This is a genomic window from Adlercreutzia sp. CNCM I-6215, assembly GCF_977072315.1.
Window position 1 is genome coordinate 321,914 of record NZ_CDRVMA010000001.1, and the last position, 14,717, is coordinate 336,630.

General features: G+C 63.4%; 12 protein-coding genes. 10 read left to right on the forward strand and 2 right to left on the reverse strand.

All coding sequences use genetic code 11. The annotated features are described in order from the left end of the window. Nucleotides 1-3: 3 nt before the first annotated feature. The gene (locus tag ACW4LP_RS01320) at nucleotides 4-3,243 is read left to right on the forward strand and encodes a type I restriction endonuclease subunit R, EcoR124 family (protein WP_161127503.1); all 3,240 of its coding nucleotides are present in this window, start codon (nucleotides 4-6) and stop codon (nucleotides 3,241-3,243) included. Here ACW4LP_RS01320 and ACW4LP_RS01325 read toward each other — a convergent pair. Then, nucleotides 3,238-3,822 carry a restriction endonuclease subunit S gene (locus ACW4LP_RS01325; protein WP_455803392.1) on the reverse strand — a complete coding sequence of 195 codons (585 nt, stop codon included), beginning with the start codon at nucleotides 3,820-3,822 and terminating at the stop codon, nucleotides 3,238-3,240. The genes ACW4LP_RS01320 and ACW4LP_RS01325 overlap by 6 nt on opposite strands. Between ACW4LP_RS01325 and ACW4LP_RS01330 the strand changes: the two genes are divergently transcribed. Further along, a complete protein-coding gene (locus tag ACW4LP_RS01330) occupies nucleotides 3,765-4,286 on the forward strand; it encodes a restriction endonuclease subunit S (RefSeq protein WP_455803408.1) in 522 nt (173 codons plus the stop codon). The two genes, ACW4LP_RS01325 and ACW4LP_RS01330, sit on opposite strands and share 58 nt — an antisense overlap. On the opposite strand, the gene ACW4LP_RS01335 is transcribed toward ACW4LP_RS01330, so the two are convergent. After that, nucleotides 4,283-5,209: a site-specific integrase gene (locus ACW4LP_RS01335; RefSeq protein ID WP_455803393.1), complete on the reverse strand. Its 927-nt coding sequence runs from the start codon at nucleotides 5,207-5,209 to the stop codon at nucleotides 4,283-4,285. The genes ACW4LP_RS01330 and ACW4LP_RS01335 overlap by 4 nt on opposite strands. A 477-nt stretch (nucleotides 5,210-5,686) precedes the next feature. On the opposite strand from ACW4LP_RS01335, the gene ACW4LP_RS01340 reads away from it, so the two are divergent. The 8 genes from ACW4LP_RS01340 (at nucleotide 5,687) to aroC (ending at nucleotide 14,716) form a co-directional block, all read left to right on the forward strand. Beyond that, nucleotides 5,687-7,327, forward strand: a complete 1,641-nt coding sequence (locus ACW4LP_RS01340; RefSeq protein WP_161127499.1) for a 5-bromo-4-chloroindolyl phosphate hydrolysis family protein — start codon at nucleotides 5,687-5,689, stop codon at nucleotides 7,325-7,327. Nucleotides 7,328-7,432: 105 nt separating this feature from the next. Next, the gene (locus ACW4LP_RS01345; RefSeq protein ID WP_161127498.1) at nucleotides 7,433-8,581 is read left to right on the forward strand and encodes a toxic anion resistance protein; all 1,149 of its coding nucleotides are present in this window, start codon (nucleotides 7,433-7,435) and stop codon (nucleotides 8,579-8,581) included. A 3-nt stretch (nucleotides 8,582-8,584) separates the two neighbouring features. Then, entirely contained in the window at nucleotides 8,585-9,001 is a 417-nt protein-coding gene (gene ruvX, locus ACW4LP_RS01350) for a Holliday junction resolvase RuvX (RefSeq protein WP_117284972.1), read from the forward strand. A gap of 50 nt (nucleotides 9,002-9,051) precedes the next feature. Next, nucleotides 9,052-10,272, forward strand: a complete 1,221-nt coding sequence (gene mltG / locus ACW4LP_RS01355) for an endolytic transglycosylase MltG (RefSeq protein WP_161127497.1) — start codon at nucleotides 9,052-9,054, stop codon at nucleotides 10,270-10,272. 30 nt (nucleotides 10,273-10,302) lie between these two features. After that, entirely contained in the window at nucleotides 10,303-10,935 is a 633-nt protein-coding gene (locus ACW4LP_RS01360) for a YqeG family HAD IIIA-type phosphatase (protein WP_161127496.1), read from the forward strand. Continuing rightward, nucleotides 10,932-11,861 (forward strand): shikimate dehydrogenase family protein, encoded by a 930-nt coding sequence (locus tag ACW4LP_RS01365; protein ID WP_202427830.1) that lies wholly within the window; start codon nucleotides 10,932-10,934, stop codon nucleotides 11,859-11,861. The genes ACW4LP_RS01360 and ACW4LP_RS01365 overlap by 4 nt, the downstream gene beginning before the upstream one ends. Before the next feature lie 117 nt (nucleotides 11,862-11,978). Next, a complete protein-coding gene (gene asnS / locus ACW4LP_RS01370; protein ID WP_161127494.1) occupies nucleotides 11,979-13,418 on the forward strand; it encodes an asparagine--tRNA ligase in 1,440 nt (479 codons plus the stop codon). Nucleotides 13,419-13,549: 131 nt separating this feature from the next. Continuing rightward, on the forward strand, nucleotides 13,550-14,716 hold the full coding sequence (gene aroC / locus ACW4LP_RS01375; protein WP_161127493.1) for a chorismate synthase: 1,167 nt from the start codon (nucleotides 13,550-13,552) through the stop codon (nucleotides 14,714-14,716). Nucleotide 14,717: the final 1 nt, after the last annotated feature.

Here is a 14,717-nt window from a genome sequence, read left to right on the forward strand (position 1 = left end):
CTCATGGTTTTCGATACAGAGGCGGCATTCGAGGAAGCGGTTATCGAGAAGCTGAAGGCCTACGGCTGGGACGATGCGGGCGGAGTGTTGAAATATCCGACCGAGCAGCAGCTGCTGGACAACTGGGCGGCCATCCTCTTCGAGAACAACAAGCATCGCGATTGCCTGAACGGCGCGCCCCTGACGCCTACCGAGATGCAGCAGATCGTCGAAAAGATCCGGGAGAAGCGCACGCCGGTGGCCATTAACGAGCTGATCAACGGTAAAGAGATTATCATCAAGCGGGACAACGCCAACGACGACCTGCATGTCGGCAAGGAAGTGGCCCTTAAGATATTCCATCGCGACGAGATCGCTGGCGGGCAAAGCCGGTACCAGATCGCGCAACAGCCGGTGTTCCCCTCGAAGTCGAAGCTGGGCCACGACCGGCGGGGCGATCTCATGCTGCTCATCAACGGCATGCCCCTGTTCCATATCGAGCTGAAGAAGAGCGGTGTGCCGGTATCTGAGGCCATCGGTCAGATTCGCAAGTACGCCGCCGAGGGCGTGTTCGAAGGGCTGTTCTCGTTGGTGCAGATCTTCGTCGCCATGAACCCCGAGGAGACGAAGTACTTCGCCAACCCGGGTCCCGATGGCGCTTTCAACGAGAAGTTCCAATTCCATTGGGCCGACTTCAACAACAACCCCATCAACCAGTGGAGCGATGTGGTGAAGCACCTGCTGAGCATACCCATGGCCCATCAGCTCATCGGCTACTACACGGTGGCCGACAGCTCCGACGGCGTGCTGAAGGTGATGCGCAGCTACCAGTACTATGCGGCCAGCCGTATCTCCGACCGCGTGACGGTGATCGACCGCGACAAACTGTGGGGAACCAAGGGCCTGAAAGGCGGCTTCGTCTGGCACACCACGGGCAGCGGCAAAACCATGACCAGCTTCAAGTGCGCCCAGCTCATCGCCAACTCCAAGGATGCCGACAAGGTGGTGTTCCTGGTCGATCGCATCGAACTGGGTACTCAGTCGCTGGAGCAGTACCGCTCCTTCGCCAACGAATCCGAGACCGTACAGAAAACGGAGAGCACCGATGCGCTGAAGGCGAAGCTGAAGAGCAGCGATCCCTCCGATACGCTCATCGTCACGTCCATTCAGAAGATGGGCAACATCGACGAGGATGCCATGAGCGCCCGCGACCTGGAGGCGATTCGCAAGAAGCGCATCGTGTTCATTGTGGACGAGTGCCATCGCTCGACGTTCGGCAAGAACATGGAGACCATCAAGCGGGTGTTTCCTGGGGCGCTGATGTTCGGTTTCACCGGCACGCCCATTCACGAGGAGAACCGCAAGAAGCTGAGCACCACCACCGACGTGTTCGGCGACGAGTTGCACCGCTATAGCATCGCCGACGGCATCCGCGACGGCAATGTGCTCGGCTTCGACACGTGCCCAGTGGCCACCTACCCCGAGTTCGATCTGCGCCAGGCCGTGGCTCTGGATGAGGCCAAGGCGAAATCCATGGAAGAGGTGATGGGCGACCCGCGGCGCGAGCGCGTGTACTATCAGATCATGGACGAGATGCCCATGGCCCCCTTCCTCGACGAGATGGGCAACCGCTGCCACGGCATTGAGAGCCTGGTGCCGGAGAGCCAGTACGGCACGGCCGATCAGCGCGACGTGACCAAGCATCAGCGACAGGTGGTGGCCGACATCGTGAAGCACTGGCCCACCTTGAGCCGCTTCGGCAAGTTCCACGCGATTTTCGCCACCCATTCCATCCCCGAGGCGCTCGATTACTACCATCTGTTCAAGGAGACGGCGCCCGAATTGATGACGACGGTGCTCGTGGATCCTTCGATCGACAACGAGCAGGAGAAGATCGACCGGTCGCTTATCAAGGAGGAGGCACTTGAGGAGGTCATTGCCGACTACAACGAGCGTTTCGGCATGGAGTTCGCGCTGCCGACGTGGTCGGCGTTCAAGACCGATGTCTCCAACCGGTTGGCGCACAAGCGGCCCTACCTGGGAATCGAGAAGACGCCCGAGAAGTGCGTGAACATCCTGATCGTGGTTGATCAGATGCTGACGGGCTTCGACTCGAAGTGGATCAACACGCTGTATCTGGACAAGATGCTGCGCTACGAGATGATCATCCAGGCGTTCAGCCGAACGAACCGCTTGTTCAACGAGTCGGAGAAGCCCCACGGCACCATTCGCTACTACCGGCGCCCGCACACTATGCGAAAGAACATCGAGGAGGCCATCAGCCTCTACTCCGGCGACAAGCCCTTCGGCCTGTTCGTGCCCAAGCTGCGCGAGAACCTGCTTGCCATGAACTTGGTCTTCGAAGATATGATCGGCTTGTTCGAGGACAACGGCGCGGGCGATCTGTCGAAGCTGCCGGACAGCTCGGAGGCACGCAACAAATTCGCGCAGCTGTTCCGGTCCTTCAATGCGCTCCTCGAGGCGGCGAAGGTGCAGGGCTTCCGCTGGGACGAGTCGGAGTACCAGTTCCCCGTGGGGGATGATGTTGTGGAAGAGGCGATCGCGGTGGGAGCCTGCGAGGACGAATGTGGTGCAGAGCGTAGCGAATTGTACGAGGTAATTGCCGTTCCCTACGATGAGACAGATTACCTGGCGTTTGCGCAGCGCTACAAAGAGCTTGCCGGAGGCGGTGGCCGTGAAAGGGGAGGAGCGGATATCCCCTACGATCTCAGCGGGCATCTCATGGAGATAGACACCACTAAGATCGACACCGACTACATGAATGCCAACTTCACCAAGTGGCTCAAGCAGCTCGATTTGGAAGGCTCCGAGGCTGAGGCGACCGAGGCGGCTCTGGCGGCGCTGCACAAGAGCTTCGCCAGCCTGAGCCAGGAGGAGCAGAAGTACGCGAACCTGTTCATCCACGACGTTCAGAGCGGAGACGTGTACGTCGATCCGGGTAAGACGTTCCGCGATTATGTGACGGAGTACCAGCGTCATGCCAAGAATGTCCAGATCGGGCGGGCGAGCAGCCTGCTCGGCGTGGATGCGGCAATTCTGTCAGAGCTGCTTGTGGCAGGCGCGGATGAGGAAAGCCTCAACGAGTTCGGTCGATTCGACAAGTTGATTGACAGCCTGGATGCGGCTCGTGCGCGCGAGTACTTCTCGGCTCTCGAAGGCGCTCCGATTCCCGCATTCAAAGTGCGCATGCGTGCCGACAATCTTTTGAGGCGATTCGTCTTAGAAGGTGGTTTCGACCTATAGGCACGCCTCGACTCGCTCACGCTGATGAAGGGCGATGAGCGAGTCAAGCCAATCGAAAAGGCTTCCGATGATGCTCTGCTCTCTGATTGAGGGCATGGTGATTTCGCTCTTCAAAAGCTTGTCGAAGAAGAAGTAGAGGCGCACTCCGCCTTCCTGCAACGCCTCAATCTGCTTGGCGAAGAGGGCCGACTTGAGCCAGTGCCACAGAAACCTATCGTCGCAGGTCTCATCAGATCGAAACACTTCGTAAAGCGAGCTGACAATGACATTTTCCCTGGTAGCGAGATACCCGATGGAACCAACGTTGATCCTCGCCGGATTGTAGGCAAATGATCCCGGCTCAACGATCCAGTAAGCAGTTTTGTCAGCCTCTGCCATCGTGCCGCCATTCTCAAATTGTTCACTCTGCGGCACGAAGCCAGATGTGTTTGAAACGGAATGGCTTTCGAGGTCGAGATTGTCCGCATTGCGCGAGCCGGAAGCGTAAACGAACTCGTCGAACGTACGCTGTTCCCAAGTTGTTGCGAATCTCCTGCGGCCTCTTCGTATTTGAGCTTTTTGCATCATCTCAGCAGGCATCTGCTAATGACTGGGAACAGCGTAGGTTGGGGGAAGTGGTTGATGTTCGCAGTGGAAGAGACTACAAGCATTTGAAACCAGGCTTGATTCCGGTTTACGGGACAGGCGGTTTGATGACGTACGTCAACGAAGCTCTTTCAAAAAACGAAGATGCCATCGGGATCGGGCGAAAAGGAACGATCGATCAGCCCTACAAGCTTTATGCGCCATTTTGGACGGTTGACACGCTGTTTTATGCAATTCCGAAAATTGGAATAGATATCGAATTCGCACTAAGCTGCTTTCTACGAATCAATTGGAAAGCGAAAGATGAATCGACCGGATTACCCAGTTTGTCGAAGAGCGCGATCAACGATACTCGAATTCTGCTGCCGGACGCGCGCGAGCAATCCCGCATCGGAACGCTCTTCTCCAAGCTCGACTCGCTCATCGCCCTTCATCAGCGTGAGCGTGCGGGGGTCTAGATGAGGCTGGAGATTGAGCGCATCACGAGGTCGACATCCTGGTTCTCTAGCTCTTGGATGATGTGCAGGTAGGTCTTCTGGGTGGTATTCATGCTGGCGTGTCCGAGACGCTTGGCGACGCTGGCGATGGAGACGCCAGCGAACAGGAGCAGCGATGCATGGGTATGGCGCAGCCCGTGCACGGAGATGACGGGGACGCCGGCGCGCTTGCAGTGGCGTTCCAGCACGCTGTTCGCGGTGGAGTTGTAGACTTTTCCTTCCACGAAAATCGGCTCATCGCGGGGAAGCCTTTTGGTGAGCTCGGAGAACTGAATGACGAGCTGCCAATCGAGCTGCACCTTGCGCACGGAAGAGCGATTCTTGGTGGGGACGAACCCCGTTCCCGTTTTGTAGTCCCAGGTTTTGTTGACCGAAACAACCTGGCGGCTGAACTCGAAATCGTCGGGCGTCAGCGCAATGGCCTCGGAAAACCGCAGGCCCGTTTTCGCAATGAGCAAAATGAGCCAGTCCCAGCTGACCTCGGGCCCCAAATCGAGGTCGTTCAGAAGACGATGCAGCTCGAACTGGTTGAGGTACTTCTGCTTCTTGGCTCGCGGGGACTTTCCCTTAATGATGGCCTTGCGCGTTGGGTCGCGCTCCACGAGGCCCTCGTCGACGGCGTCGAGGACGGCGCCTTTCAGTTGGTGGTGGAAATCCATAGTCGTCTGCCGCTCATGGCTCGCGGCGTAGTCGTTCAACAGCTTCTGGTAGGTGATGCGGTTGAGCTCCGCGAGGGTCAACAAGGGGATGAGCCGTTGCAGCCAGGCGCAGGTGAGCCGGTACTTGCTGAGCGTGACATCGCGCACGGCCCCTTCCTTATACATGGCCACCCACTGCTGGTAATAGTCGCAGAACGTGTCGTTGGGCGAGAGTTCGTTGAGCATTGCTGGGTTCCTTTCTGCGTTTTTGGTTCGTTTGAGGGCTCACGCTGATGAAGGTTCCCTAAGAATACGGCGATGAGACAAGTTGTTTGTCGCCGACAGAGGTTGTTTCTGCACGAGATCGCGAGTTATAAGCGTCTCGGGAAGTTTGGGAAGCGGCATTTTGACAATAATATATCGAATAACAATAGCCTATAAGAGCTATCGCTTCTTGGTAACGCTTATAACTCGAGATCTCGTGCAGAACCCCCCTTGTTCGTCAACCGACTGGGGCGTTTTGGAATATAACGGGTTCCGCAGGCGGCGGCTGGCGTCCTTATGTTGTTCCCCGTCGGTCGCTCTTCGTGCTTGGGAAACTTAAAGGTGGTGCGCATTCCGTGCGGGTGGGGAGCGAGGTCGCGGGAGCGTGGTAAGATGACGGGGAAATAAGAGATGCGCGATCCGGTTCGGCGATTGCGCGGGCGCGTTAGGGGTTGTTCCATGAATCCGCAGAGTCCGGGAACGGGCGGTCGAGGGCCGTACGACAGCTGGGGGAGACCCTACGGTGCGTCTCGGCAGCCCGGGCCGCAAGGCGCGCCGCAGCAACCCGGGCCGCAGCAACCCGGCCCCGAGTACGTCTACGAGATGCCCGAAGATTTCCAAGAACAGCAGCGGAGCGCCCAGCGGGACAGCGCCAACGGGAATGCGAAGGGGCGTTCCCGGGGCGCGAAGCCGGCGCCGGATACGCCGGGCGCCGGTTCCTGGTCGGTCGGGCCTTCGGGCAGCCCCATTCCCGGCATGTCGGCCAAGGATTTCCAGAAGATGTGCCGGTCGGTTGACAAAGCGTTCTCGCAGTTCGCCCGCATGGTCGACCAAGGGGTGAACGAGGCCGCCGAGGCGCTAGGGCAGTCGCCCGAGAAGAACCTGAAGGCCCATAAGGAGCTGCAGGAGAAGCGCAAGCGCGAGAAGAAGGCGCGCAAGGCCCAGGAAGAGGCGCAGCGCCGGGCGGCTCAGCAAGCCCACGGGCAGCAGCGTTACGGGCATCCGGGCTACGGGGCGTCCCAGGGCGCGCCGACAGGTGGCGTCCCCCAGGGTTTTCAACAGGCGGTGACCTCCGCGGCCCAGCAGGCCCAACAGTGGGCGCCGCTGGCCAAGGCAAAGAAGCGCTTCCGCTCGTCGTGGGGGCTGACGGCCTCCGGGGTCGTCATGGCGGCGGCCGGCGGGGCGGGCATGGTCTTTTTCGGCATTCCCGCCTTAGTCTCGGCGCTGGCGCCGGCGGTGGCCGGGAATCCCGAAGTGGCCGTGACGGCGATCCTCGGCATTCTGACGGCCGGTTTCGCCACGTTGCTCGGCTTCGGCATCCGCAACCTACGGCGTGCCTCGAAACTGAAGGCTCTCCAGCGGGCGGTGGGCCAGCGCGAGGCCGTTGGCTTCGACGACCTCGCCGCGCGCATGCAGGTGAGCCCCAAGGCCGCCCTTGCCGCCTCGCGCACGCTCATCAAGGGCGGCTACCTCCCCGAGGGGCGCATCGACGACGAGAACACCACCCTCATGGTGACTGAGAACGCCTACCACCAGTATCGTCAGTTCCAGCAGAGCCAGCGCCAGACGCTCGCCGAGCGCGAGGCGGCCGAGGCGGCCCGGGCAGCTGAGGCGGCGGCGCGGGCGGCCCGCGAGCAGGATATCTCCGAGCGCCTGACGCCCGAGCAGCGCGCCTTTGTCGCCTGCGGCCGCGACTACGTGCGGCAGATGGACGAGCTGAACGCCGCCATCGACGACGCCGCGGTGAGCGAGCGCATTACGGCCATTCAGGACGTGGTGGGCCGCATTCTCGCCCGCGCCGAGGAAGAGCCGGCCATCATCGCCGGGCTCGACCGCCTGACCGCGTACTACCTTCCCACCACGGTGAAGCTGCTCGATGCCTACGACCGGTTAGAGGAGGAACCTATTCAGGGCGAGAATATCTCCAGCTCGCGCAGCGAGATCGAGCATACGTTGGAAGTGTTGCACAGCGCTTTCGAGAAGCTCTTCGACGACACGTACCAAGACCTCTCCCTCGATGTGTCCGCCGACATCTCGGTGCTGCACGCCATGCTCGCCCAAGAGGGACTCACGGAAGGCCCCTTCGATGTGAAACCGTAAGCAATGGCTTCGAGCGCCTAACCCCGGACGCTCTTGAGCGCGAGGCTCGCAAGGCCCCCTCGCAATTTCCGATTCATCCGTACCGTGCCCGTGAAAGGATATGCTATGACCAACGAACTGACCGATCTCACGAACATTCCCGCCCCGACGCTCACGCTCGATCCCGTAAGCGACGGCGAGGTGGCCGAGGCCTCCATCGTCGAGGTGGACACGCCCGCCGCGCCCAGCCTCGCCGACTCGCTTTCCGCCGAAGAGCTGGCCCAGGTGGACGCCTTCGCCCAGCAGATCGACATCGCCAATTCCCAGCAGGTACTCACCTTCGGCGCCGGCGCCCAGAAGAAGATGGCGTCGTTCTCGGAGACGGCGCTCGCGAAGGTGCGCACCCAGGATTTGGGCGAGGCGGGCGATCTTATCGCCGGGGTAGTGACCGAGCTCAAGAACTTCGACGTTGATGACGACGACAAGGGCTTCTTCGGCCTGTTCAAGAAGTCGGCGAACAAGATCACGTCGCTCAAGGCCCGTTACGACACCGCCGAGGCCAACGTCGACAAGATCGCCAAGACCCTCGAGGGCCATCAGGTGCAGCTCATGAAGGACGCGGCCACGCTCGACAAGCTCTACGAGCTGAACCTCACCTACTTCAAGGAGCTGACCATGTACCTTCTGGCCGGCCGTCAGCGCCTGGCCGAGGTGCGCGAGGGCGAGCTGGCCGAGCTGTCCGCCAGGGCTCAGGCGTCGGGTTCCACCGAGGACGCCGAGGCGGTGCAGAAACTCGCCGCTGCGTGCAACCGCTTCGAGAAGAAGCTGTCGGATCTGGATCTGTCCCGCACCGTGGCCATGCAAATGGCGCCGCAGATCCGTCTCGTGCAGAACAACGAGATGCTCATGATCGAGAAGATCCAGACGACGCTCGTGAACACTATTCCTCTGTGGAAGAGCCAGATGCTGCTGGCGCTGGGGCTCGCCAACAACGAGGCGGCGCTCAAAGCCCAATCCGCCGTCACCGACATGACCAACGAGCTTCTGCGCAAGAACGCCGAGAAGTTGAAAGCTTCCACCGTGGAGGTGGCCCGCGAGTCCGAGCGCGGCATCGTGGACATCGAGACGTTGAAGGCCACCAACGAGAACCTCATCCAGACCTTCGATGAGGTAATGAAGATCCAGGCCGAGGGCCGCGCCAAGCGTGCCGAGGCCGAGGCGGAGATGCGCCGCATGGAAGCCGAGCTGCGCCAGAAACTGCTGGAGGTGAAGTAGCCCGTGCGCGTGATGGCGCTGGATATCGGGGAAGTGCGCGTGGGGGTGGCGGTGAGCGACCCGGGCGAGCGCGTGGCAAGTCCGGTGTGCGTGATGCCCGCCGCCGAGGTGACCGGTTGCGCCAAGCCCTTCCGCCGGCTTCTGGAAGACTGGGAGCCGGAGCTGCTCGTCTGCGGGCTGCCCCGCACGCTCGCCGGCGAGGAGGGCCCCCAGGCGGCCCGCATTCGCAAGGAGGCCGCGCGCATCAGCGACGCCTGCGGCATTCCCCACGTTTTCGCAGATGAACGGCTCAGCTCGGCCGAGGCCAAGCGGAGTTTGCGTGAAAAGGGTCTGACTGAGAAGGAGATGCGCGGCAAGGTTGATATGATAGCCGCAAGTCTGTTTTTGCAATCTTGGCTCGACGAGCGTGCCCGCGCTTGAGGTATTCGCGGGGCTAATCGCCGGGCCGTTTCGTAGAGAAAGGCCGCACCTTGGCTCTCCATGGCAAGAAGGTCACCTATTCGTCCCATTCCTCCCGCGCTGCCCGGGCGGCGCACGCCAAGGGGGATCGGGAGTTCCGCACCTACGACACGAGCGCCATCATGCCGAAGAAGTCCCCGGCGCCCTTCATCTGCGCGGCCGTCGTGGCTGTCGTCGTTATCGCCGCCGTGTGCTTCTTCGCCTTCCGCGGTTGTGCCGGCTCGCAAGTGGAACTGCTCGCGCCGGGCCAGTCGGCGGAGGTGACCATCACGGAGGGGGAGACCGCCTCCTCCATCGGCGACGCGCTCGTGGCCGCGCGCCTCATCGGCAGCTCGCGGGAGTTCACCGACGAGGTCACGCGCCTGGAAGCCGCCTCGGCGCTCATTCCCGGCACCTACACCTTCCAGGGCGGCAGCACCCCCGAGGAGCTGGTGCGCGCCATCATGGTCGGCCCCGCTCAGGTGGGCGACACGCTCGCCGTGCCCGAGGACATCACCCGTGCGGAGCTGTCCGAGCTGGTGGCGAGCGCCACGGGCGGCCGCATCACCGCTGAGGCCTTCCTCGCCGCTTCCGAGAACGCGAGCGCCTATGCGGCCGACTACGCGTTTCTGGAAAGCGCCGGCGAGAACTCGCTGGAGGGCTTCCTGTTCCCCAAGACCTACGCCGTGACCGAGGACATGGATGCCGAGGCCGTCGTGCGCATGATGCTCGACCAGTTCGGCACGGAGACCGCCAGCATCTTCGGCGACTTCGCCAACAGCTACCCGGCGAGCCAGGGGCTCACGCTGTACCAGGCGGTGAACCTGGCCTCCATCGTCGCCAAGGAGTCCACCGGCGACCAGGAGGTGCGCGATCATGTGGCCGGGGTGTTCTACAACCGCCTCGCCTCCGATCGGCCCTACCTGGAATCCGACGCCACCACGGCCTACGAGGTGGGCCGCGAGCCCACGGCCGAGGAGGTGCACGCCGAGACGCCCTACAGCACCTACGCGAATGCGGGCCTGCCGCCGACGCCCATCTGCTCGCCGGGCCTCGAGAGCCTCACCGCCGTGTGCGAGCCGACCCAAACCGAGGACATGTTCTTCTACTTCTATCCCGATGCCGACGGCAACATGCAGGCGGCGTTCAGCAAGACCTACGAGGAGCATCAGCAGGCCATCGCCGATAATTCCAACGCTGGTGGCGCCGACGGGTCGGGCGATGCTGCCGCCGGTGAAGGCGCGGCCGCCTAAGGGCGCCCTTTTGGTCTTCAGGTGCGACCCATGGCGCTTCTCACCCCCGATCGCTATTTCTCGCGCATCAGCGCCATCGATATCGAGCGCGATTTGCTCGGGTGCGGCCTGACTCATGCGCTGCTCGACATCGACAATACCGTGCGCGCCCGGGATACGGGATGCGTGCCGCGCGATGTGGGGATGTGGCTCGGTCGGGCGCGGGAGGCCGGGGTGAGCTTCTGTTTGCTCTCGAACAACTGGCACGCCGACGTGTACCGGTTCGCCGGCGAGTTGGAGATGCCCATCGTGGCCAAGGCCTTAAAGCCGCTGCCGCCGGCGTTTCTCGCGGCCCGGCGGAAGATCGGGGGAGCCGCCGCCGACACGGTCGTTGTTGGCGATCAGCTGGCGACCGATGTGCTGGGAGCCCATCTGACGGGCATGAAGGCCTATATGCTGCAGCCGTTGGTCGAGCAGGATCTGCCCCACACGCTGCTGCTGCGCAACGTCGAGCGGGCTATTTTGGGAGATCGCAAGCCGGAGCCGGCAATCAATATCGCGGAATGCGAGGCGAGCCGTTCCGCGGCGCGCCGCGGACAAGGAAGCGCCCCGCGCCGCTTCGGGCAGGGCGCGCAGCGCGGGGTCGAAGGGGCCTCGCGCGAAACGGGAAGGGAATCGCTGTGAGCGAGAAGCTGTATGTGCTGGGGCACCCGGTGAGCCATTCGAAATCGCCGGTCATGTACAACGCCGTCTACGAGAAGGCGGGGCTGCCCTGGCATTACGGTCTCATGGATGTGCCGACGGCGCCCGAGACCGAGGCGTTCCTTGCGGCTCGCGACTTCCTTTCCATCAACATCACCACGCCCTATAAGCCCGAGGCTTTCGCTGCCGCCGATGTGCGGGCCGCCTCGGCCACGCTCGCCCACGGGGCCAACGTGCTCGTGAACAAGGACGGGGCCCTTATCGCCTACAACACCGACGGCCAGGGCTGCGTGGCCTATTTGGAACGGGCCGGCGTCGATTTTCGCGGCACGTCCGTCGTCGTCTGCGGCACGGGGCCGACCTCCCTCTCCATCCTGCACGCCGTGGCCCAGGCGGGGCCGGATGAGGTGATCCTCATCGGCCGTGACAAGGCCAAGGCCCGCAACGTCATGCGCACCTACGCCGACGAGCTGGGGGCGATGGTCGGACGGGTGGTGGACATGCCCGCCTTCAAGGAAGGGCACCTGAGCTTTTCCGAGGTGTACAAGCAGGTGGGCTTCAAGTTCGGCAGCTACGCCACGTCGCGGCAGGCCATCGCGGGCGCGGACATCATCATCGACGCCACGCCGCTCGGCATGAAGGCGGGCGACCCTGCCCCCTTCGACACGGCGCTTCTGAGCGCGGACCAGACGGTGTTCGACGTGGTGTACGGCCACGGCGAGACGGCGCTGGCCCGGGCGGCCCGGGCGGCGGGGTGCCGGTTTTTCGACGGTGCCGGCATGCTCGTCGGCCAGGCCGTGGTCACGGTGGGCATCCTGCGCGACATCACCGGCGAGGCGGCCCTCGACATCCCCGAGGACGAGCTGTTCGCCCTTATGGCCCAGGCGGCCGGGTTTAATCTCGCCTAAGACGCCTCGGAGGCGCAGGTGGGCGGCCGAAATGCCTTTGGCCCCATAGGCGGCGCGGCGCTGTCCTGCTATCATAGCGGCAATGGAAAACACCCTAGCTCGAAAGGTCGCGCCATAATGAACCGCACTAAGATCGCCCAGCTCTACGCCGATGCCGACGCCTTCGCCGGGAAGACCGTCACCGTTGCCGGTTGGGTCAAGTCAGTCCGCGATATGAAGAACTTCGGTTTCGTCACGTTGAACGACGGCAGTTGCTTCAAGGACTTGCAAGTGGTCATGGACCGTGCGACGCTGGAAAACTACGACGAGATTGCGCACCAGAACGTGTCGGCGGCTCTCGTGTGCGAAGGCGCGTTGAAGCTGACGCCGGACGCCCCGCAGCCCTTCGAGCTTGCCGCCGAGAGCATTCGCGTCGAGGGCGCCTCGGCTCCCGACTACCCGCTGCAGAAGAAGCGCGCCACGCCGGAGTTCCTGCGCACCCAGCAGCATCTGCGGCCGCGCACGAACCTGTTCCGCGCCGTGTTCCGCATCCGCTCGGTGGCCGCCGCCTCCATCCACCGCTTCTTCCAAGATCGCGGGTTCGTCTACGTGCACACGCCCATCATCACGGCGAGCGACTGCGAAGGGGCCGGCGAGATGTTCCGCGTGACCACCATCGACCCGGCCCAGGTACCGCTCGTGAGCGAGGAGGCTGCCGCGGCCTCGGACGGCGCGCTTGTGGCCGGCGAGGTGGATTGGAGCGCCGACTTCTTCGGCAAGCCCGCCTCGCTCACCGTGTCCGGCCAGCTGAACGCCGAGAACTTCGCCATGGCCTTCGGGGATGTGTACACGTTCGGCCCCACTTTCCGCGCGGAGAACTCCAACACGGCGCGCCATGCCGCCGAGTTCTGGATGGTGGAGCCCGAGATTGCCTTCGCCGACCTTGAGGACGATATGGAACTGGCCGAGAGCATGCTCAAGTACGTCATCCGCGACGTGATGGAGCGCTGCCCCGACGAGCTGGCCATGTTGAACAAGTTCGTCGACAAGGGGCTTCTCGAGCGCCTGGACCATGTGGCCTCCTCCGACTTTGCGCGCGTCACCTACACCGAGGCCATCGATATCCTGCTCGCGGCGCAAGCGGCCGGGCGCGCCTTCGAGTATCCCGTTGAATGGGGCATCGACTTGCAGACCGAGCACGAGCGGTTCCTCACCGAGGAGCACTTCGGTCGCCCGACGTTCGTGATCGACTATCCCGTCGGCATCAAGGCCTTCTACATGCGCCTGAACGACGACGGGCGCACCGTGGCCGCCATGGACTGCCTCGTGCCGGGCATCGGGGAAATCGTGGGCGGCTCCCAGCGCGAGGAGCGCCTGGAAGTGCTCGAGCGGCGCATCGCCGAGCTGGACATGGACGCCGAGCAGTACCGGGCGTATCTGGACTTGCGCCGTTTCGGCACCTGCCAGCACGCGGGCTTCGGGCTCGGGTTCGAGCGCCTCGTGATGTACCTCACGGGCGTGAGCAATATCCGCGACGTCATCCCGCACCCGCGCACGGTGGGCAACGCCGAGTTCTAAGAGGGCTCAGGGGCCGCTTCCGCCCGCACTTTACCGTCCCGAAACGGTCGGGTGCCTCTGCGTGCGCTACAATGGGTGCCGATCTGTCTCGGGCGCCCTCTGTCGGCGCGCCCTGCGAGAAAGCTGCGTCTATGGAATACATCACTGCCGGAGAAAGTCACGGGCCGAATCTTACGGCCATCGTGACGGGCGTGCCGGCCGGCCTGCCCGTGTCCGTCGATCACATCAACTCCGATCTGGCCCGCCGCCAGGCCGGCTACGGGCGCGGCGGCCGCATGGTCATCGAGAAGGATACGGTGCGCGTCACGAGCGGCATCCGCTTCGGTCGCACCATCGGCAGTCCCATTGCGCTTGAGGTGGCCAACCGCGATTGGGAGAACTGGACGGAGCGTATGGCCGCCTTCGGCGAGGCGCCGCGCGACTTGGTGCGCGAGGTGACGCCCCGGCCGGGGCATGCCGACCTGGTGGGCGCCCTGCGCACGAACACCGATGACTGCCGCAACATCTTGGAGCGCGCGAGCGCCCGGGAGACGGCGGCCCGGGTGGCCGCGGCCGGCGTGGCGCGCGAGTTTCTGGCGGCGCTCGGCGTGGAAGTGATGTCGTACGTGGTGTCGGTGGGAGATGCGGCCATGCCCGAGGAGACGATGGCCGACGCCGCCGAGCACAAGCCGCTCGACATCGAGCTGTCGGAGATGCGCTGCCCGGACGCGAAGACGACCATCGCCATGAAGAAGGCCATCGACCGCGCGAAGTCCGACGGCGAGAGCTTGGGCGGCACCTTCCGCATCGTAGTCTGCGGGCTTGCGCCGGGGCTCGGCACCTACGCCACGGGCGCCGATCGGCTCACCTCGCGGCTGGGCGCGGCGCTCTTTTCCATCCCTGCCATCAAGGGCGTGGAATTCGGCCTCGGTTTTCAGGCAGCCGCGCGTCCTGGGTCGCAGGTGCACGACCCCATCGTGCTCGCCGACGGCGAGTTCCGCCGCACGTCGAACAACGCCGGCGGCTTAGAAGGCGGCATGACCACGGGCATGCCGCTCGTGATCACGGCGGCCATGAAGCCCATTCCGACGCTCATGACGCCGCTGGAAACGGTGAACCTGGACACGCTCTGCGTGGAGGAGGCGTCGAAAGAGCGCTCGGACGTGTGCGCGGTGCCGGCGGCGGCCGTGGTGGCCGAGGGCGAGGTGGCCTTCGCGCTGGCGAACGCCTACTTGGAGGCCTTCGGCGACACCTGCATGGCCGACATCAAGGCGAACATCAAGGCCTACAAGGCGCGGCTGCGCACCATGGGGCGCTAAG

What these genes read in the sequence shown, in the direction of transcription:
- aroC (WP_161127493.1), top strand. Translation starts at nt 13,550, where the DNA reads ATGGAATACATCACTGCCGGAGAAAGTCACGGGCCGAATCTTACGGCC.
- ACW4LP_RS01340 (WP_161127499.1), top strand. Translation starts at nt 5,687, where the DNA reads ATGAATCCGCAGAGTCCGGGAACGGGCGGTCGAGGGCCGTACGACAGC.
- ACW4LP_RS01335 (WP_455803393.1), bottom strand. Translation starts at nt 5,209, where the DNA reads ATGCTCAACGAACTCTCGCCCAACGACACGTTCTGCGACTATTACCAG.
- ACW4LP_RS01360 (WP_161127496.1), top strand. Translation starts at nt 10,303, where the DNA reads ATGGCGCTTCTCACCCCCGATCGCTATTTCTCGCGCATCAGCGCCATC.
- asnS (WP_161127494.1), top strand. Translation starts at nt 11,979, where the DNA reads ATGAACCGCACTAAGATCGCCCAGCTCTACGCCGATGCCGACGCCTTC.
- ACW4LP_RS01320 (WP_161127503.1), top strand. Translation starts at nt 4, where the DNA reads ATGGTTTTCGATACAGAGGCGGCATTCGAGGAAGCGGTTATCGAGAAG.
- ACW4LP_RS01345 (WP_161127498.1), top strand. Translation starts at nt 7,433, where the DNA reads ATGACCAACGAACTGACCGATCTCACGAACATTCCCGCCCCGACGCTC.
- ACW4LP_RS01325 (WP_455803392.1), bottom strand. Translation starts at nt 3,822, where the DNA reads ATGCCTGCTGAGATGATGCAAAAAGCTCAAATACGAAGAGGCCGCAGG.